Here is a 19630-nt window from a genome sequence, read left to right as displayed (position 1 = left end):
GGGCATACAAACTTTAGTGCTTGGCTATAACGTTATGGACATTGGCATGAATGACGCTCAAAAGTATGCCAGACAATTAGCTGAACGGCTTGGGGCTGAGTGCAGTGCCTCAGGACTTAGCGTAACGACGGCTGAATCGTGTACCGGTGGCGGCGTGGCAGCTGAAATTACCGCTGTAGCGGGCAGTTCAGGTTACTTTGAAACGGGCTATGTGACGTATTCCAACGCGGCCAAGCAACGCTTGCTTGGTGTCAACGAGGCAACTTTGAACGCGCATGGCGCCGTTAGTGAAGCCGTAGTACGTGAGATGGTCATGGGGGCCTGCCGCGACAGTAGCGCCAATTTAGGCGTTTCAATCAGCGGCATCGCTGGGCCGGGAGGGGGTACTGTTGATAAGCCTGTGGGCACGGTTTGGTTTGCCTGGCAGCGGGACGGGGCGGTACGCGCCAAACGGCATACCTTCTCCGGCGATCGTGATCAAGTGCGGATCAGCGCTGTAATCACGGCGCTGGAAGGGTTGCTGGCTGATCTGAATGTACAGGTGCAAAAGGGATAGGAACGCACCGGTTATTCAGTTATAATACTGTACATACGTACAGGACTTAATTTCTTCCTATTCGACGGGAGGCCTCACATGGCTCAAGACGATAATCGTTCCAAGGCGCTCAACGCGGCGCTGTCGCAAATCGAACGTCAGTTCGGCAAGGGCGCTGTTATGCGTCTGGGCGATACACCTCGTGTGGCGCTCCCTTCGGTATCTACCGGTTCGCTGGGATTGGATATCGCCCTCGGCATCGGTGGCTTGCCTTACGGACGTATCGTTGAAATCTACGGGCCGGAATCTTCCGGTAAGACGACAATCACGCTGTCGACCATTGCCCAGGCGCAAAAGCAGGGCAAGACGTGCGCCTTCGTTGATGCCGAGCATGCCCTGGACCCCAGCTATGCGGAGAAGCTCGGAGTCAATCTCGACGATCTGCTGGTTTCTCAGCCGGATACGGGCGAGCAGGCACTTGAAATCTGCGACATGCTGGTACGTTCCGGTGGCGTCGACGTCATTGTCGTTGACTCCGTGGCGGCCTTGACGCCGCGTGCCGAGATCGAAGGTGACATGGGTGACTCCCATGTGGGCTTGCAGGCCCGTTTGATGTCCCAGGCGCTGCGTAAGCTGACCGGCCACATCAAAAATGCCAACTGCATGGTGATGTTCGTCAACCAGATTCGTATGAAGATTGGCGTGATGTTCGGCAACCCCGAAACCACGACGGGCGGTAACGCGCTGAAATTCTATTCTTCTGTTCGTCTCGATATTCGTCGTACTGGTTCCGTCAAGCAGGGCGATGAGGTTACCGGTAACGAAACACGGGTCAAGGTCGTCAAGAACAAGGTGGCCCCGCCGTTCCGTCAGGCCGAGTTCCAGATTCTCTATGGCAAAGGCATCTACCATGCCGGTGAAGTTGTTGACTTAGGGGTGCAGTGTAGCCTGGTCGACAAGGCTGGTGCATGGTACAGCTATAAAGGCAACAAGATAGGCCAAGGCAAGGCCAATGCGGCTCAGTACCTTGAGGAAAATCCTTCCATCATGCAGGAGATCGAAGATCAGATCCGCGCCCAGCTACTTAACGTGCCCAAGGCGCAGGACGAAGTAGCTGAAGCTGAAACGGCTGATGCCGAACTCGATGGCGATCAAGACGATCTGCTTTAAACGATCAAATAAGGGGCTCTTTATGAGCCCCTAGTAATATGGGTACTCATGTCAGCAGAAGAGCGCAACCCACGTGATGATGCTATTCGTCTGCTTGCTCGGCGTGAATATGCGCGGGCTGAGCTGAATGAACGGCTTGCCAAGCGTGGTCATGAGCCGGATATTATCGCTTTGACTCTTGATGCGCTTGTCGCTGAAGGGTTGCAGTCCGATGAACGTTTTGTCGAGCACTTTGTGCGCAGCCGGGTCAATCGTCTGCAAGGACCGCGTAAGATTCATGCTGAGTTGAGAGGCCGTGGCCTTGATGATGCTCTTGTGCGTGAAGGACTCGGTGCGGCGGATGCTGATTGGTTTGAGCTCGCCGCCCAGGCGCTTTCACGTCGTTTTGATAGTCCCGCTGATCATCCCCGTGAGCGAGCCAAACAGGCCCGATTTCTTGCCTCGCGTGGTTTCGATGGTGAACATGCCCGCTATGCCATGTCCTCGGCCTGGTCCTCCCCCCAAGACCTCTAATTATCTCTTTACAATGCAGATACGTTGGTCTCCCTCTTTAGTCGCTGCGTGAAGACGTTATACTAGTTCATCTCGCAACGGCTCGGGGCTGTGTTCACATCTTCAGCATCCGTGGCCTTGAGACTCTCTGATCAGTCCCTTTCTTGCCTGCTGCATCGCAACGCGGCCCTCGATGGTGTCCTTCAGAGATTGCTTCGTACACCGCCCACGGGATCATTGTGATCACTATGAAAAGCATGAAAAGTGCAGATATACGCCAAGCATTTCTAGAGTTCTTTGAGCAGGAGGGGCATACCCAGGTCCCTTCCAGTTCGCTTGTGCCAGACAACGACCCCACATTACTGTTCACCAATGCAGGCATGGTGCCGTTCAAGGATGTCTTTCTCGGTAGGGAAAAGCGTTCCTATGTGCGTGCAACTTCCTCTCAGCGCTGTGTGCGTGCAGGTGGAAAACACAATGACCTTGATAATGTCGGCTACACCGCGCGTCATCACACCTTCTTTGAGATGCTGGGCAACTTCAGTTTTGGTGATTATTTCAAGCGTGAAGCGATCACATTTGCCTGGAAGTTCCTGACCGAAACACTGGCGCTGCCGAAGGAGAAGCTCTGGGTCACTGTCCATATCAGTGACGATGAGGCAGCCGAGATATGGACCAATGAGGTCGGCGTTGATCCGGCGCGCATGTCTCGTCTTGATGAAGACAACTTCTGGCAGATGGGTGATACCGGCCCGTGTGGACCGAGTTCGGAAATCTTCTACGATCACGGCCCTGATGTCTTCGGTGGTCCTCCGGGCAGCCCTGACGAGGACGGCGACCGCTACATCGAGATATGGAATCTCGTCTTCATGCAGTTCAATCGCGATGCTCAGGGTGAGCTGCATCCGCTGCCCAAGCCTTCGATCGATACGGGCATGGGGCTTGAGCGTATGGCGGCAGTCGTTCAAGGCGTGCATTCGAATTATGAAATCGATCTGTTCCAGAACCTGCTGAAAGCTGCGGCTGAGTTGACCGGACAGCGTGATATCGAGCAGCCATCACTGCGTGTCATCGCCGATCATATCCGCTCGTGCGCCTTCCTGATTACCGATGGTGTGCTGCCCTCCAATGAAGGGCGAGGTTATGTGCTGCGCCGTATCGTGCGCCGTGCCGTGCGTCACGGTCATAAATTGGGCGCGCGCGAACCTTTCTTTCACAAGCTGGTTGCTGCGCTTGATGCCGAGATGGGTGAGGCTTATCCCGAGTTGAGATCGCGCGCTAATCAAATTTCCAAGGTGCTGCTCAAGGAAGAGGAGCAGTTTGCGCGCACTCTCGATAATGGCATGCGTCTTCTTGAAGAGGCGCTAAGTGCGCTTGAGGGTAATACCCTTGATGGCGCGACAGTATTCAAACTCTACGATACGTATGGCTTCCCCTTCGATCTGACCGCTGATATTGCTCGTGAGCGAGGGCTCAATCTCGATGAGGTCGGTTTCCAGCGTGAGCTTGAAGCCCAGCGCGAACGTGCACGTGCGGCAAGCCAGTTCGGTGCCGATTACTCGGCCAATGTCGAGCTGGAAGGTCAGACGCTATTTACTGGCTATGACGCTCTGGAAGGAGAGAGCCGTATCACTGCGATTGTCGATAATGAGGGCAATGCGCTTGAAGCGTTGAAAGAAGGACAGCAGGCTATCGTGGTGTTAGAGCGCACACCCTTCTACGCTGAATCAGGTGGGCAGGTGGGCGATGTTGGCTATATCACTGGTGCTGAGGGCCGGTTCCAAGTATCCGATACGCAGAAGCAGGGCGGAAACCATCTCCATTACGGGGTCATGGTCGAGGGGTATCTGGAACCCGGTGCGACGGTGACGCCGCAGGTTGATGCAGCGGTAAGAACGGCCACGATGCGCAATCATTCGGCCACTCATTTGTTGCATGAGGCGTTGCGTCAGGTATTGGGTGATCATGTTCAGCAGAAGGGCTCTCTGGTCAGCGCCGAGCGCCTTCGCTTCGATTTCAGCCACTTCGAAGCCATGACTGCCGAGCAAATTGCTGCGGTCGAGACTATCGTTAATGAACAGATTCGCGCCAATACGCCTGTTCTTACCGAGCAGATGAGTCTGGATGAGGCCAAGCAGCGCGGCGCCCGAGCGCTCTTTGAAGCCAAGTACGCTGATAATGTTCGGGTGCTGACAATGGGCACCAATGCATTCTCCATTGAGTTGTGCGGCGGCACGCACGTAGCGCGCACCGGAGATGTTGGGCTTTGCCACGTTGTTGCCGAAAGTGGTGTGGCGGCCGGTGTCAGGCGTGTAGAAGCGTTAACGGGACAGGCGGCACTTGATTACTTCTATGCACATGAACAGACGCTGGTTCGGCTCGGTGAGCAGATAAAGGCACGACCTGAGCAGGTCGAAGCCCGCGTTATGGGGTTGCTTGACCGTAACCGCGAACTTGAAAAGGAACTTGAGCGGCTCAAGTCCAAACTGGCCAGTCAGGCCGGTAGTGATATGGTCAGCGAAGCAATTGAGGTGGCGGGTGTCAAACTGCTGGCTCGGCAAGTAGAGGGTGTCTCTGCCAAAGAGTTGCGCGGTGTGCTGGATCAGCTCAAGAACAAGCTTGGCTCCGGTGTGATTGTGCTTGGCGTTGTGGATGGTGCCAAGGTAAGCCTGATTGCCGGGGTGACCCAGGATCTGACTGATCGCCTGAAAGCGGGTGAATTGATCGGTTTCATTGCGGAACAGGTAGGCGGACGTGGCGGCGGCCGAGCGGATATGGCTCAGGCCGGTGGCAGTGAGCCTTCAGCGCTACCCGGTGCGCTTGATAGCGTTGCTGGTTGGGTTGCCGGCAAGTTAGGCTGAAAGAGAGAATCGATAAAAAGACTTGGTAATAACAAGGTGAGAGGACAGATGCTGGCATAGCCATGCCGGCTCTGTTTCTTCTCAGACCAAGCGGATACATTTTACGATAGGGACATTTATGGCGCTATACGTACAAAAGTTCGGCGGGACGTCGGTGGGCTCGGTTGAGCGCATCAAGGCCGTTGCCGAGAAAGTGAAGGGATATCGGGACCAAGGTCATCAGATCGTTGTCGTTGTCTCAGCCATGAGCGGCGAGACTAATCGCCTGATCGGTTTGGCCAGTGAAATCAATGATGATCCCACTCCGCGTGAAATGGATATGCTGGTTTCGACAGGTGAGCAGGTGACGATTTCGCTGCTTGCCATGGCATTACAAAAGCTCGGTGTGAATGCAACGTCCTACACGGGCGCTCAGGTAGGTATTCACACTGATAGCGCGCATACCAAGGCACGTATCCAGCGCATCGAAACAGATGAAGTGCGGGCTGATCTCGCTGATGGCCAAGTCATTGTAGTGGCGGGTTTCCAGGGTGTTGATGAAGAAGGCAACATCACTACGCTTGGCCGGGGCGGCTCGGATACGACGGCGGTTGCGTTGGCTGCGGCGCTCAATGCCGATGAATGTCAGATTTATACCGATGTTGACGGCGTCTATACCACTGACCCACGTGTCTGTTCGCGTGCGCGTCGTCTCAAGACCGTGACGGTTGAAGAAATGCTCGAAATGGCGAGCCTCGGTTCCAAGGTATTACAGATACGCTCCGTAGAGTTCGCGGGTAAGTATAATGTTCCACTTCGTGTGCTTTCTTCTTTTGAGGATGGCCCGGGTACCCTGATTGTCGCAGAGGAAGAGGTAGATACTCATATGGAAGAGCCGCTGATCTCGGGCATCGCGTTTAATACTAATGAAGCTAAACTGACAGTACTTAATACGCCGGATATACCTGGCGTTGCGTCAAAGATTCTAGGGCCGATTTCGGATGCCAATATCGAAGTCGACATGATCGTGCAGAACGTTGCGCCTGTTGGTGACCGTACTGATTTTACTTTTACTGTCGCCAAGGGTGACTACAAGAAGACCCGCAAGATTCTTGAAGAACAGGTCATCCCTGAGCTGGGCAGTGGCGAGATCAAGGGCGATGACCAGATTGCCAAGGTGTCTCTGGTAGGTGTCGGCATGCGCTCTCATGCAGGTGTGGCGACTAAAATGTTTCGGGTTTTAGCCGATGAAGGTATCAACATTCGGATGGTATCGACATCAGAAATCAAGATTTCGGTCGTTATTGACGAGAAGTTCATGGAATTAGCCGTTCGGGCCTTGCATACCGCTTTTGGGCTCGATAAGGATGATGTGCAGCAGGAAGGATGATGCGGGTAACGTTTCGGCGTTCGTAAGGATTACGGCGCCGAAGCGGTGAAGCGCTCCCAGCGTTGCGTAGACAGAGCTGATGTCAACTTAATAGTTCTCAAGTTGGCCCAACGGTTCGCCATGAAGCATAATGCACGCTTTACGTAAAACTGCGGCGCGCTCCCGTGGGAAGTTACAACTGAAAAGGAGATCACAATGCTCATCCTCACTCGCCGCGTTGGCGAAACGCTCATGATAGGTGATGAAATCACCGTTACGGTATTAGGTGTAAAAGGTAATCAGGTCCGCATTGGCGTTAACGCGCCCAAGGATGTGGCAGTGCATCGCGAAGAAATTTATCAGCGCATCCAGCGTGAAAAGACCGATGCAGAAAACGATAGTGAATTGGTGTAAAGCCGCTTCTGCTGGTGGTTGTAGCCGGTTTTGCATCAGATGGGTTTGATCTAAAAGCTAAAAATTGTGGTGTTGGGCTGGACAACTCCTTTCAGACTCGATAACATGCGCGCCGTGCCGATGAGGGAGAGGTGGCCGAGTGGCTGAAGGCGCTCCCCTGCTAAGGGAGTATAGGGTTTATAGCCCTATCGAGGGTTCGAATCCCTCCCTCTCCGCCAATCGGTTTCGCTGAAAGGCGAAGATGTTTGAAAGTACGCGCCCGTAGCTCAGCTGGATAGAGTACCTGACTACGAATCAGGGGGTCGGAGGTTCGAATCCTCCCGGGCGCGCCACTTTTGAATAAGCTGTGAAGAAATAATGTTGTACATACTGTATTGCGCTCGTAGCTCAGCTGGATAGAGTACCTGACTACGAATCAGGTGGTCGGAGGTTCGAATCCTCCCGAGCGCGCCAGATTACGAAACCCTGCTCCATGTGAGCGGGGTTTCTTCGTTTCAGGCTCTTCGTCCAGTCACTAGCCTACGTACCTGCCTGTTGATAGCAGCGCCACGCTAATGCGGTGGCGCAATACGTTAAATCGCTGTGTCCGTTTCGCATGATCCTCGTAGCGCGTAGAGAAACTCTGTTAACGTTTTAATCCGCTTGAGAGTAGTGAAGTGGCTTGCTGCCGCCGGATCATGCTGACGCATGATATTGAGCCACTGCTTCAGCAGCGACAGTGTGACCTTGTCGGGCAGTGCCGTATCGATCAGCGTGGCATATTCGAGCAATACTTCAGCGCGCGCCTTCCAGGTCGTGGCGGGTAGACGCTCTCCGCTTGTCTGCCAGTGGCGAATTCGCGCGGCCAGCCACGGGTCGGCGAGGGCGCCACGGCCGATCATGACATCCTTGCATCCCGATAGCGTGCGGGCCTTCCAATAGTCTTCAAGCGTCCAGATATCGCCGTTAGCCACGACCGGGATGCTGAGCTGTTGCTGAATGCGCGCGATCCATTCCCAGTGTGCTGGAGGCTTGTAGCCTTCCTGGCGGGTGCGCGCGTGGACGACAAGCTGAGTCGCGCCGCCTTCCTCCGCTGCCAACGCACAGGCCAGCGCAAGGCGCTTGTCAGCAAAACCAAGGCGAATCTTGGCGGTGACGGGGATGCCGCTACTACGCAGTGCCAATGTGACCCCGTTGACTGCGGAATAGACGCGCCGAGGATCGCGCAGCAGCGAAGCGCCGCCATCATGACGATTGACCAGTTTGGCCGGGCAGCCGAAATTGATATCGATGCTGATCGCGCCGCACGCTACCGCCTGCAGAGCATTCTCTCCAAGTACTTCAGGGACCGAGCCCAAAAGCTGCAAATGCACCGGTATGCCGTCAGGGGTCTGGGCGCCTTGGGCAAGCTCCGGACAGGTGCGTAGAAATACTTTGGCCGGTAGGCGTGCATCGACCACACGTACAAATTCAGTCACCACCCAGTCAAAGCCGCCCTTGGACGTCAATAAGTGCCGTGTCGTGGCATCAATGACACCTTCCATCGGGGCGAGACCAATACGACCGGGAGATATATTCGATAAAGCGGTTGGTGAAGAAGCAATAGGCATGGATAAGCAATAGTCGTACTGCAAAGTAGGGCACCGGATGGCGCAGAGGAATGTGATGATAAACATCCGCAGCCATCATGCTAAGCCTTTTGTCGACTAGACATCGAAAACTTTTGAGCGAGTGCCGATTCAAAAGAGTTGCATCGTCTGCGCATTATCGTTATTGATAATGCAATAACACCAAATAAACGGACCGATGCGCTGCCGAAAAAAAAGAGCAATAACCGGTAAAGTAATACGTCCAGGACACTTGATATGCATCATTCGAAGCGTAAAGCGGCGCATGTCTATCGTGCACTGCGTCAGGATATCGTGCTTGGCTTACGGCCACCCGGCGATTGCCTGCTTGAAATTGCACTGGCCAACGAATTCGAAGCGAGCCAGGGCACCATTCGTGAAGCCCTGATGTCGCTTGCCGAGGAAGGACTGGTCATTCGTGACGGTTACCGCGGCACTCGCATCTCCTCCATTGAACTCGACGAAGCCGAAGAACTGCTTGCCTTGCGTCTACGCCTGGAAAGCGTAGGGATCGTTCGAGCGCTCGCGCAGGTGAAGCCCCCGCTGGTTACCGACCTGCATACGCTGATCGAGCGTATGAAGGCCAGTGCTCGTCAGGAGGATTACTACGCGACGATGGAGTACGACCACGACTTCCATCTGCTCATCTTTCAGCACGCCAGATTACCCGTCATGGTGCCAATGCTGAGCCGTTGCATGCTCCATATGCATCGGCTGTCTTTCGTTGAAACCCGTCGTCTCGAAAGCGGTCAGGCACGTCTTGATGCCATGCTTGTCTCTATTGATCGCCATTACGATATCGTCGACACCCTGGTGCAAGGTGATGAGAAAGAGGCCTTGCGGGTGATCGATGCCCATATCCGCACCGTCTGGGAAAATGGCCTGGCGGGCATGAGGTCACAATAATGACAATTATCCTTGCACAACACGACCAAGCACCCGCAAGAACCAAGCGTAGTGATGCGATGAATGACAATGTCCTGACAGTCGAGGGGCTGAAGGTAGGCTTTCGTACCGACAAGGGGCGTTTCTCCATTCTTGATGGTGTCGACTTCACGTTAAGACGTGGCAGAACCCTCTGTCTGGTGGGAGAGTCTGGCTGCGGCAAGAGCGTTACTGCGCTCTCGATCATGGGGCTTCTTGCCGAGAACGCTGAAATTCTCGGCGGTAGCGCCAGGCTCAACCAGCATGAATTGATCGGCCTTGATCGCCACGCACTACGACGCTTGCGCGGTGATGCGATGGCGATGATTTTTCAGGAGCCGATGACCAGTCTGAATCCTGCATTCACGATCGGCAATCAGCTCATCGAAGGCATTCGTCAACATAGTGATCTGGAGGGAGCCGCGGCGCGTGAGCATGCCATCGAGATGCTGAAGCGCGTGCGCATTCCTGCCGCCGAGCAGCGCATGGGGGAGTATCCTCACCAGCTCTCCGGAGGGATGCGTCAACGCGTGATGATTGCGATGGCCCTGGCCAATGATCCGGGGCTCCTGATCGCCGATGAGCCCACCACGGCCCTCGATGTCACTATCCAGGCCCAGATACTGCAACTGATCCGACGTCTGCAGCACGATAGCGGCACCGCCGTACTAATGATTACTCATGATCTCGGTGTGGTTGCCGAGGTCGGTGATGATGTGGCTGTCATGTATGCCGGTCGGATTGTGGAGCGGGGCAGCGTGACTGCGCTTTTTGATGATCCTCTTCACCCTTACACCATTGGCCTGTTGAGTTCGATCCCGCGGCTGGATGACACCTTGACTCGACTGTCTACCATTCCCGGCTCGGTTCCGACGCCGGCTGAAATGCCACGCGGCTGTCGTTTTTCGACACGCTGTCCGTTCGCCGATCAACACTGTCGCGAAGAGGTGCCGCCGCTCGCGGCGGTTGGCAACGACAAAGAGCATGTTGTCGCCTGCTGGAAAGCCCCTATCGAGCACTGTGAAGAATGCAGCGAAAGCCGCGAGGTGATGGCATGACGGACAGAACAACGCTCAAGACCGATCCACTGGTGCGTATTCGCGGCATCAGCAAGCATTATCCGGTAGGGCGCGATGCGTTTGGTCGGCCCAGCGCCATGCTACGCGCCGTCAACGATGTCAGTCTTGACGTCAGGCGCGGCGAAACGCTGGCACTGGTCGGCGAATCGGGCTGTGGCAAGTCAACGCTGGCGCGCCTGATGCTGCGCCTGATCGAGCCGACCGCGGGGCGGATCGTATTCGATGATGACGACATCTCCAAGCTCTCACCCCGCAAGCTACGTCCCTATCGGGCGCGGATGCAGCTGATCTTTCAGGACCCATTCGCCTCGCTCAATCCACGCATGACGGTGGGTGACGTGCTGGATGAGCCGCTGCGTATCAATGGCTGGCCACGCGAGAAGCGTCGTGAACGTGTCGCTCAACTGCTGGCGATGGTCGGGCTGCGCAGCGCCCATGCCGAACGTTATCCGCATGAATTTTCGGGCGGGCAGCGCCAGCGGATCGGCATCGCCCGGGCGCTGGCCTGTGGCCCGGAACTGGTGGTGGGCGATGAGCCGGTCTCCGCGCTTGATGTGTCGGTACAAGCGCAGATCATCAACCTGCTCGGCGATCTCAAGGCACAGTTGGGTCTGACACTGGTGATGATCGCGCACGATTTGGCGGTGGTGCGTCATATGGCTGACCGGGTCGGCGTGATGTATCTCGGTGAGCTGGTCGAGCTGGCCGATACCCGTACGCTCTTCAGCCGCCCGCGCCACCCCTATACCCGTGCGTTGATCGAGGCAGTACCGCTGCCCGATCCGCATGTTCGTCCTGAACGCCGCTTACTCGAAGGCGATGCGCCCAGCCCATTGTCGGCCGCGCCGGGATGCAAATTCGCAACGCGTTGCCCGCTGGCACGCGAGCGCTGCCATAGCGATACGCCGGCACTACTGGAGACGGGCGAAGGAGTGAATGGCGAGCCACAGCGGGTGGCCTGTCACTACTGGAAAGAGGCTGACATGGGCGCGCCAATGACAACAGCTGTAGCTCAGGAATCCGAGCGCTATCGTCTGCGTGCCAAACTTTTTCAGGCGCGCCTGCAGGCGCTTGAAGAGAAGACTGCAACGCAGCCCGTTGCCTGAACCAATAATGATGTAGCGATATAACGACAAGTGCTTCACTACTAGCCACTAAGTAATAACAACGACAATGACAAAGGTAACTATCATGAGACGTTTCTGGAAAGGCAGTGCGTTGGCGCTGCTCAGTGCCACGACGCTGTTCGCGCATGCCGCAAGTGCGCAGACGCTGACTATCGGCTTGGCTGAAGATCCTGATCAGCTCGATCCTGACCGGGCGCGTTCCTATGTGGGGCGCATCGTATTCACGGGCATGTGCGACAAGCTTGTCGATCTTGATGATAAGCTCAATATCGTGCCGCAGCTTGCTACTGAGTGGTCATGGAATGACGATCAAACCGTGTTGACCATGACACTGCGAGATGGCGTGACCTTCCATGATGGCACACCGTTCAACGCTGAGGCGGTCAAGTACAACATCGAGCGTTCACTCAACCTGCCGGGCTCGAACCGCAGAAACGAGATTAGTGCGGTCGATCATGTCGAGGTTGTTGACGGCCACACCGTCAAGTTGCATCTGAAACAGCCGTTCGCGCCGCTGCTGGCGGCGCTCTCCGATCGTGCCGGAATGATGATTTCTCCCAAGGCGGCGGAGGAAGAGGGTGAAAACTTCTCGCGCAATCCGGTCTGTTCCGGGCCGTTCAAGTTTGTCGATCGGGTCGCTCAGGACAAGATCACGCTGGAAAAATATGCCGGTTACTGGAACAAGGACGCGATTCACCTCGACCGAGTCATCTATCGGCCGATCCCCGATGCTACCGTGCGCCTGGCGAATCTGCAGTCCGGGCAGCTCGATATCATCGACCGCGCCGCGACGTCCGATCTCAAGCAGATTCGGGACGACAGCAGTCTCAAGCTCGAATCAGCCGTCAGCCTCGGCTATAGCGGCATTACCATCAATACCGACCATGGTCCGAGAGCGGATAATCCGCTCGGCAGCGACCCGCGTGTGCGCGAGGCGTTCGAGCTCTCTATCGATCGGAATATCATCAATCAGGTCGCCTATGATGGTGAGTTCACTCCTGATAACCAGCCGATTTCGACCCAGAGCCCGTTTCATGCCCACAGCCTGAAGTCACCTGTGCGTGACGTCGAGCGCGCCAAGGCCCTGCTGAAGGAGGCCGGGGTCGACCGCGTCAGTATTGACCTGATGGCGACCAATAGCCCCGAAGTCATGCGCGTGGCGCAAATCATCCAGTCGATGGCTGGACAGGCCGGCTTCGATGTCAAGGTGACCGCTACGGAGTTCGCCACCATGCTCGACAGCTATGACCGCGGCGACTTTCAGGCCGGCCTGTTGAACTGGAGCGGCCGTGCCGACCCCGATGGCAATCTTTATGCCTTTCTTACCTGCGATGGCACGCTCAACGATGGCGAGTACTGCAATGCCAAGCTCGACGAGCAGTTGAACAAGGCGCGCCGGACCAATGATACCGCAGCGCGGCATGAAGCCTATGAAGCGGCCGAACGCATCCTGCTCACGGATCGTCCGATCATCTATCTCTACCATCCCAACTGGTTCTGGGGATTGTCCAAGCGGGTCGAGGGATTCAAGCCGTATCCGGATGGCATGATTCGTCTCACGAACGTCAGTCTCGGTTCCTGAGGGTCAAACGCCGCTCCTCTTGCTGGAGGAGCGGCCGGATACCGTTGGGCTGACTTACAGGTTAATGCGCCGCTTTTATCGGCGTTCACATGGGTAGGGCGTCATGTTCGCTTTCATCTTCAGGCGCGTGCTGATCGCCGTGCCGACGCTTTTGCTGATTTCATTGATGGTCTTTTCGCTGCAGCTGTTGCTGCCGGGTGATCCCGCGCTGGCACTTGCTGGTGAAGAGCGCGATCCCGCTGTTATTGAGGCGATTCGCGAGCAGTATCATTTGAATGATCCGATGATCGTGCAATATGGCCATTGGCTGGCCGGCGTTTTCACCGGTGACTGGGGTATATCACTGCGCAACCAGATGGCAGTCACGGATCTTCTGCTTTCCAAACTGCCGGTCACGCTTGAACTCGCCATTCTGGCGATGCTGGTCGCACTGGCGATTGGTGTCACGGCAGGGCTGGTGTCGGCGGTCAAGAAGGGTACACGCTGGGATTTCGGTGCCAATGTCATTGCACTGTCGGGAATATCGATTCCCAACTTCTGGCTTGGCATCATGTTGATTTTGCTGGTGTCGGTGCGCTGGGGACTATTGCCAGCTTCAGGATATACCAGTCCGCTGGAAAGCGTGTCGCGCAATCTTGAAATGATGGTCATGCCGGCGCTGGTGCTGGGAACGGCGATTGCCGCGATCATGATGCGCCATACTCGTTCGGCAATGATCCAGGCGATGCAGGCTGATTATGTGCGCACGGCACGCGCCAAGGGATTATCCGAACGCGTGGTGATTCTCAAGCACGCCTTTCGCAATGCGCTGGTGCCGGTGGTGACCATGGGGACGCTGCAATTTGGCGAGCTGCTCTCCGGCGCGGTACTGACTGAGCAGGTCTTCACGATTCCCGGCTTCGGCAAGCTTATCGTCGATGCCGTATTCAATCGCGATTATGCCGTCGTGCAGGGCGTGGTGCTGTTTACCGGCACGGTCTTCATCGTCATGAACTTCATTGCTGACCTGCTCTACTTTCTGCTCAATCCACGGTTACGGACATGAGGATGCGACCATGAGTGCAACCACACAACCCATGGTGCAGCCTCCCGTTGCTGCCCCGGCGATGGCTGCCATTGAGCGCCCTGGCGCGCGGGTCTGGCGGCGTTTTCGCCACCATCCCAGTGCGCTGCTGGGCGGCACGCTGGTACTGGCATTCGTGATTGTCGCGTTGGGTTCGCCATGGCTGGCGCCCTTTGATCCAGCGGCGAATGACTGGATGGCCATCCGTCAGGCGCCTTCCGCCGCGCACTGGCTGGGCACCGATGATGTCGGGCGCGATGTGCTGTCGCGTCTGCTTTACGGCGCGCGAGCATCGCTTTATGCCGGTGTGTTGTCGGTAGTAATCGCTTTCATCATTGGTGTGCCGTTCGGGCTGCTGGCGGGTTACTACGGAGGGCTTGTCGATGCCACGATTTCCCGTGTGATCGAAGCGCTGCTGGCCTGTCCCTTTCTGATTCTGGCGATTGCCTTCTCGGCGTTTCTCGGCCCGTCGCTGACCAATGCCATGATCGCGATCGGCATTGCGGCATCACCGATGTTTGCGCGTCTGACGCGAGGTCAGGTCATGGCGGTGAAGACAGAAGACTACATCGAGGGTGCACGTGCGGTTGGCGCTTCCGACCTACGTATTATCAGCCGTTATATTCTGCCCAACGTATTCACGCCGCTGCTGGTGCAGGCAACGCTGACCATTGCCACGGCGATCATTGCCGAGGCGAGTCTGTCATTTCTGGGGCTGGGCCAGCAGCCGCCGGCGCCGAGTTGGGGCTCGATGCTCGACACGGCCAAGAACTTCATCACACAGGCGCCGTGGATGGCTGTATCGCCGGGGGTGGCGATCTTCATCGTCGTGTTCGGCTTCAACATTCTCGGTGATGGCCTGCGCGACGCACTCGACCCGCGCGAAACCTGATGCCCTGATGACTAGGCAATACAAAACGCCCCGGCTTGCCGGGGCGTTTCTCTTTCATTGTTAGACATCGGTGAGACGGGCTAGAGTACGGCGATACTTGAATCAGTGCGTGGCTCAGTGCCGCCGCACAGTACACCGGTCTGCGGGTCACGGATGATGATCTGACCGCGGCCGAAGCTGGAGAAATCGAAGGCGAGCTCGATCTGGTGGCCACGGCAGGCCATTTCACGCACCAGATGGGCAGGGTAGCCACACTCGATGCCAATCTTCTTGCCACCCATCCACTGCCAGCGCGGTGCGTCGAGGGCGGCCTGTGGATTGAGGCCGAAGTCGATCATGTTCATGATCACTTGCATGTGGCCCTGAGGCTGCATGAAGCCGCCCATCACGCCGAAGGGTCCCATCGGCACGTCGCCTTTGGTCAGAAAACCCGGGATGATGGTGTGGAAGGTTTTCTTGCCAGGCGCCAACACGTTGACATGGTCTTCATCGAGACTGAAACCGTGGCCACGATTTTGCAGCGCGATGCCGGTGTCGGGAACCACCACGCCAGAGCCGAAACCGTGATAGTTGCTCTGGATGTAGGAGATCATGTTGCCTTCGCCATCAGCGGCAGCAAGATAGACGGTGCCGCCGGCGTTGGGCTTGCCCGGCGTTGGGTCGAGCGCCTCGTGATTGATCAGGGCGCGGCGTGTATCCGCGTAATCCTTGTGCAATAGCGCATCGGCTGAGACCCGCATGTGGTCGGGGTGAGTAATGAATTCATGACCATCGGTGTAGGCAAGCTTCATCGCCTCGATCTGACGATGTAATACCTCAGGATTGTCGCGAGCATCGATGTCATCAAAATCACTCATGATGTTGAGCGCCATCAACGCCACCATGCCCTGACCGTTAGGCGGAATTTCCCAGACATCATAGCCGCGGTAGTTGACCGAAATCGGATCAACCCATTCGGCACGATGGCTCGCTAGGTCACTGGCACGCAGGTAGCCGCCGGTCTGCTGCGAGAAGGCGTCGATCTTGGCGGCAATCTCACCGCGATAAAAACTTTCACAGCGAGTTTGTGCCAGCGATTCCAGCGTGCGTGCTTGCGCTTCGCAGCGGTATAGCTCGCCCGGCTGCGGTGCGTGGCCGTTCGGAGTGAAGGTAGTGAACCAGTGCTCGGTCGAGGCTTCGTTGAACTCGTGACGGAATTTCTTCTCGGCGCGTTGCCACATGTCACTGATCGCGGGCGAGACTGGGAACCCTTCACGGGCCAGCTTGATCGCCGGTGCCAGTACTTCGGCGAAGTCGAGTTTGCCAAAACGGCTGGAGAGTTCGGCCCAGGCGGAAGGCGCACCAGGCACCGTAACGGGGGTCCAGCCGTAGAGCGGCATTTCCTGATGACCTGCCGCCTTGACGGCATCCAGCGTTAGTGCTGCAGGTGCCACGCCACTGGCGTTGAGTCCGTGAAGCTTGCCCTGTCCCGACTGTTTATCCTTGATCCAGACCAGCGCGAAGGCGTCACCGCCGATGCCGTTGGCCGTGGGCTCAACCACGGTCAGCGCCGCTGCGGTCGCGATAGCAGCATCAATGGCATTGCCGCCGCGCGCCAGAATGTCGCGGCCTGCCTGGGCGGCAAACGGCTGCGAGGCGGCCACCATGCCATTTTTTGAATAGGTGACGCTGCGTTGGGAAGGATAGGGGTTTTGTTGAGAGAAAGGGGTAAGCATGGTGTCTCCAGACACAATTATGTTGTTGTTGCGTGGATGATCAGTGAAGCGTTCGAGTTTTTTCTTGTTGCTGATACACATTACGTTATCAATATTGATAACAGCCAACGGCTAATATGCTGTCGGCGATGAGATAACGTCAAGCCTGGGATGAGCCATTGTCGACAAGCGTCAGTTGTCCCTTGAGGCGTATTTCAAGTTCACTGAAGTCATGCGCCATATCGGTCGGCCAGGCCACGCTGAGTATCACGCCATCCGCACCGTAGCAGACGTTTTCAATGGTGGCGACTTGTGCTTCGAGCCAGCTGCGCGCGTCGCGCTCACCGGCAAAATCAACCTTGAGCTGGATCAGTTGGCGCGGCACGAACGTCACGGTCGGTAACTGTTCCAGACCCAGCAGAACGGCTTTCGAATAGGCGCGGGCCAGCCCGCCGGTACCGAGTTTGATGCCGCCGAAGTAGCGGATCACTACGCAGGCGATCTGACCAAGACCACTGCCATCTAGCACCTGGAACATGGGGCGCCCGGCGGTACCGCCTGGCTCACCATCATCGGAAAAGCCGATGGCATTCTGCTCGCCTGGAGGGCCAGCAATAAAGGCCGAGCAGTGATGGCGTGCATCGGAATACGCCGATCGGGCACGGCCGACAAGGCAATGCGCCGCATCTATATCCGGCGCATGGGCTATCCAGGTAATGAAGCGGCTTTTCTGGACTTCGAACTCAGCGACATGCAGCGCATTTTCTGGCAGATCTGGAATAGGGTAGGCCATCAAGCGGCCTGGTCTGATGGTCGGCGTGCTACTCCCATTACCAGGCCGAGCACCTGGATATCATCGTTTTTAAGATAGATAGGCGGCATCGACTCGTTGGCCGGCTGCAGCCGCACGCCGGATTTTTCGATGTAGAGCTTTTTAAGCGTGACTTCCTGATTATTGATCAGCACCACGGCTGTCTCGCCATTCTCGGCGCTTTCGAAACGCTCGATGATGATGATGTCGCCGTCTCGAATGTTGCAGTCAATCATCGAGTCGCCGCGGACCCGGAGAGCATAGGTGTTGCGCCGCACCATGCGCGAAGGAATGCGAACGGTTTCATTGTCGAGACACGCCTCCATCGGCAGACCGGCGGAGACAATACCGAGCAGGGGTACGTCGACCAGTTCGTCGGCGTCGATCTCTTCCCAGGCGTTGTCATTGAGCGGAATGTTGGGCAGGCGGTGCAGAAAGCGAGGCTCAGCGGTCGACATGACACTCTTCCTTTTGGACGTCAAAGGCCATCATAGCAAGCCTGTCATGGCGAACACAGAGGGACTGGCGTGCTGAGGTGAAATCGCCATTCAGGGGGATTCGTAGTAGGATGCGCCGCTAGTCGCGAAGGGAGGTAATGGCGTTGGCGGTACTACTCCAGGCCCATGAGCTAAGCTGCGAGCGTGACGACCGCTGGCTATTTGAAAACCTCGCGTTTCAGGTCGGTACAGGCGATCTTCTACGTATCGAAGGGCCTAACGGTAGCGGTAAGACAACGCTTTTGAAGATTCTGTCCGGGCAGTTTGCTGACTTCACGGGAACGCTGCGCTGGCGACAGCAGCCATTGGCGCGCGTGCGCGGCGATTTTATGATGCATCTGCTCTATCTGGGGCATCAGACGGGGATCAAGGCGACACTGACGGCGCTGGAGAATCTGGCCTGGTATCAGGCGCTCAACGGGCGTGATGACGAGCAAGCTTCTGGACAGCGTTGGGAGGCATTGGCAACGGTCGGACTGGAAGGGTTCGAGGATGTGCCGGTACATCAACTCTCGGCAGGTCAGCAACGTCGCGTGGCGCTTGCCCGGTTGCATCTGGAGCATCGCCCGTTATGGATTTTAGATGAGCCTTTCACGGCAATCGACCGGGATGGTGTGGTTAAGCTGGAACAGTGGATCGTGGCGCATTGCCGCAACGGTGGCGCGGTCATTTTGACGACGCATCATGCGCTGACTACCGATTACGATGTCAGGCACGTGCGTTTCAACGGACAAGGTGGCTGCGATGTCGGCTGATCGATTGCCAGAAGCGTCCTCGTTCAACACGTCGGCTGCTCCGTTGCGTTACGCCTTCCTGGCCACTATCAGACGCGATCTCACCCTGAAGCTGCGCCGCCGCAGTGAGTTGGCTAATCCACTAGTGTTCTTTGCACTGATCATTACCCTATTTCCGCTCGGCATTACTCCACGGCAAGAGGTGCTACGTGAACTGGCACCGGGGTTATTGTGGGTCTCGGCGTTGCTGGCCGTGCTGCTGTCGCTTGATGGTCTGTTTCGTGATGATTTTGAAGACGGTACGCTTGAGCAACTGCTGCTGTCGCCTCAGCCTTCTTCTCTTCTGGTGCTGGCCAAGATAACGGCGCACTGGCTGACGACGGGGTTGCCCTTGGCGTTCATGGCGCCCCTGCTTGGGCTTATGCTGGCCTTGCCAGCCACGAGTTTTCCGGCGCTTTGCGCTACTCTGGCGCTCGGCTCGGCGTCGCTGAGTTTGATCGGTGCGATTGGTGCAGCGCTAACCGTTGGGCTCAAGCGTGGTGGTGTGCTGTTGTCTCTCCTGATTTTGCCTCTCTACATACCCGTATTGATCTTTGGCGCTGGTGCGGTGAAGCTGGCCATCGATGGCGCAGTGGTGATGCCCTATCTGGCCCTGCTGGGGGCATTGCTCGCTGCCGGATTGGCCCTGGCGCCCTGGGCCGCAACAGCGGCGCTCCGGCTTAGTGTTAATGGTTAGCGTGCGAGGTAAATGAATCTTCCTGTATGATGTGCACTGTCATTTGGCTGTCTCTTGCCTGGCA

Annotated in this window: 18 protein-coding genes and 3 tRNA genes; 17 read left to right on the top strand and 4 right to left on the bottom strand. The window is 56.7% G+C overall.

All coding sequences use genetic code 11. The features are described 5' to 3' along the window. The first annotated feature begins 46 nt into the window (after positions 1–46). The 9 genes from C3Z11_RS09145 (at position 47) to C3Z11_RS09105 (ending at position 7273) form a co-directional block, all read left to right on the top strand. Complete coding sequence (locus tag C3Z11_RS09145; RefSeq protein ID WP_262927314.1) at positions 47–556, top strand: CinA family protein; 510 nt, start codon at positions 47–49, stop codon at positions 554–556. A 78-nt stretch (positions 557–634) separates the two neighbouring features. Then, a complete protein-coding gene (gene recA / locus C3Z11_RS09140) occupies positions 635–1705 on the top strand; it encodes a recombinase RecA (RefSeq protein WP_106477596.1) in 1071 nt (356 codons plus the stop codon). 48 nt (positions 1706–1753) lie between these two features. Beyond that, the gene (locus tag C3Z11_RS09135) at positions 1754–2218 is read left to right on the top strand and encodes a regulatory protein RecX (RefSeq protein WP_106477595.1); all 465 of its coding nucleotides are present in this window, start codon (positions 1754–1756) and stop codon (positions 2216–2218) included. Between the two features lie 236 nt (positions 2219–2454). After that, complete coding sequence (gene alaS / locus C3Z11_RS09130) at positions 2455–5058, top strand: alanine--tRNA ligase (protein ID WP_106477594.1); 2604 nt, start codon at positions 2455–2457, stop codon at positions 5056–5058. A gap of 118 nt (positions 5059–5176) precedes the next feature. Continuing rightward, positions 5177–6427 (top strand): aspartate kinase, encoded by a 1251-nt coding sequence (locus tag C3Z11_RS09125; RefSeq protein WP_106477593.1) that lies wholly within the window; start codon positions 5177–5179, stop codon positions 6425–6427. A gap of 195 nt (positions 6428–6622) precedes the next feature. Continuing rightward, entirely contained in the window at positions 6623–6820 is a 198-nt protein-coding gene (gene csrA, locus C3Z11_RS09120; protein WP_106477592.1) for a carbon storage regulator CsrA, read from the top strand. Positions 6821–6945: 125 nt separating this feature from the next. Continuing rightward, a tRNA-Ser gene (locus tag C3Z11_RS09115) sits at positions 6946–7038 on the top strand. Between the two features lie 37 nt (positions 7039–7075). Then, positions 7076–7152, top strand: a tRNA-Arg gene (locus C3Z11_RS09110). Between the two features lie 44 nt (positions 7153–7196). Further along, a tRNA-Arg gene (locus C3Z11_RS09105) sits at positions 7197–7273 on the top strand. Between the two features lie 119 nt (positions 7274–7392). Here the strand turns inward: C3Z11_RS09105 and C3Z11_RS09100 are convergent. Beyond that, positions 7393–8343 carry a tRNA dihydrouridine synthase gene (locus tag C3Z11_RS09100; RefSeq protein ID WP_106477591.1) on the bottom strand — a complete coding sequence of 317 codons (951 nt, stop codon included), beginning with the start codon at positions 8341–8343 and terminating at the stop codon, positions 7393–7395. A 321-nt stretch (positions 8344–8664) separates the two neighbouring features. Between C3Z11_RS09100 and C3Z11_RS09095 the strand changes: the two genes are divergently transcribed. From C3Z11_RS09095 to C3Z11_RS09070, 6 genes are all read left to right on the top strand, one after another. Next, complete coding sequence (locus C3Z11_RS09095) at positions 8665–9333, top strand: GntR family transcriptional regulator (protein WP_106477590.1); 669 nt, start codon at positions 8665–8667, stop codon at positions 9331–9333. Then, complete coding sequence (locus C3Z11_RS09090) at positions 9333–10409, top strand: ABC transporter ATP-binding protein (protein ID WP_106477589.1); 1077 nt, start codon at positions 9333–9335, stop codon at positions 10407–10409. Before C3Z11_RS09095 ends, C3Z11_RS09090 begins: the two co-directional genes overlap by 1 nt. Then, the gene (locus C3Z11_RS09085) at positions 10406–11536 is read left to right on the top strand and encodes an ABC transporter ATP-binding protein (RefSeq protein WP_106477787.1); all 1131 of its coding nucleotides are present in this window, start codon (positions 10406–10408) and stop codon (positions 11534–11536) included. Before C3Z11_RS09090 ends, C3Z11_RS09085 begins: the two co-directional genes overlap by 4 nt. Positions 11537–11621: 85 nt before the next feature. Next, on the top strand, positions 11622–13139 hold the full coding sequence (locus C3Z11_RS09080) for an ABC transporter substrate-binding protein (RefSeq protein WP_106477588.1): 1518 nt from the start codon (positions 11622–11624) through the stop codon (positions 13137–13139). Between the two features lie 103 nt (positions 13140–13242). Further along, positions 13243–14184, top strand: coding sequence for an ABC transporter permease (locus tag C3Z11_RS09075; protein ID WP_106477587.1), 942 nt, complete (start codon positions 13243–13245; stop codon positions 14182–14184). A 10-nt stretch (positions 14185–14194) separates the two neighbouring features. Then, a complete protein-coding gene (locus tag C3Z11_RS09070; protein WP_262927313.1) occupies positions 14195–15094 on the top strand; it encodes an ABC transporter permease in 900 nt (299 codons plus the stop codon). An 80-nt stretch (positions 15095–15174) separates the two neighbouring features. Here the strand turns inward: C3Z11_RS09070 and C3Z11_RS09065 are convergent, their stop codons facing one another. From C3Z11_RS09065 to C3Z11_RS09055, 3 genes are all read right to left on the bottom strand, one after another. Continuing rightward, positions 15175–16809 (bottom strand): gamma-glutamyltransferase family protein, encoded by a 1635-nt coding sequence (locus C3Z11_RS09065; RefSeq protein ID WP_106477785.1) that lies wholly within the window; start codon positions 16807–16809, stop codon positions 15175–15177. Between the two features lie 139 nt (positions 16810–16948). After that, on the bottom strand, positions 16949–17581 hold the full coding sequence (locus tag C3Z11_RS09060; protein WP_106477586.1) for an IMPACT family protein: 633 nt from the start codon (positions 17579–17581) through the stop codon (positions 16949–16951). Beyond that, entirely contained in the window at positions 17581–18057 is a 477-nt protein-coding gene (locus C3Z11_RS09055; RefSeq protein WP_106477585.1) for a LexA family protein, read from the bottom strand. Before C3Z11_RS09055 ends, C3Z11_RS09060 begins: the two co-directional genes overlap by 1 nt. 143 nt (positions 18058–18200) lie before the next feature. Here C3Z11_RS09055 and ccmA point away from each other — a divergent pair, with 143 nt between their 5' ends. Both ccmA and ccmB read left to right on the top strand, forming a co-directional pair. Then, positions 18201–18851, top strand: coding sequence for a cytochrome c biogenesis heme-transporting ATPase CcmA (gene ccmA, locus C3Z11_RS09050; protein WP_106477784.1), 651 nt, complete (start codon positions 18201–18203; stop codon positions 18849–18851). Further along, on the top strand, positions 18841–19566 hold the full coding sequence (ccmB, locus tag C3Z11_RS09045; RefSeq protein WP_262927312.1) for a heme exporter protein CcmB: 726 nt from the start codon (positions 18841–18843) through the stop codon (positions 19564–19566). The genes ccmA and ccmB overlap by 11 nt, the downstream gene beginning before the upstream one ends. Positions 19567–19630: the final 64 nt, after the last annotated feature.

Source organism: Phytohalomonas tamaricis, assembly GCF_003012345.1.
In the GTDB taxonomy this organism is placed as follows: Bacteria; Pseudomonadota; Gammaproteobacteria; order Pseudomonadales; family Halomonadaceae; genus Phytohalomonas; species Phytohalomonas tamaricis.
This window is presented reverse-complemented; position numbering and strand designations above follow the sequence as displayed.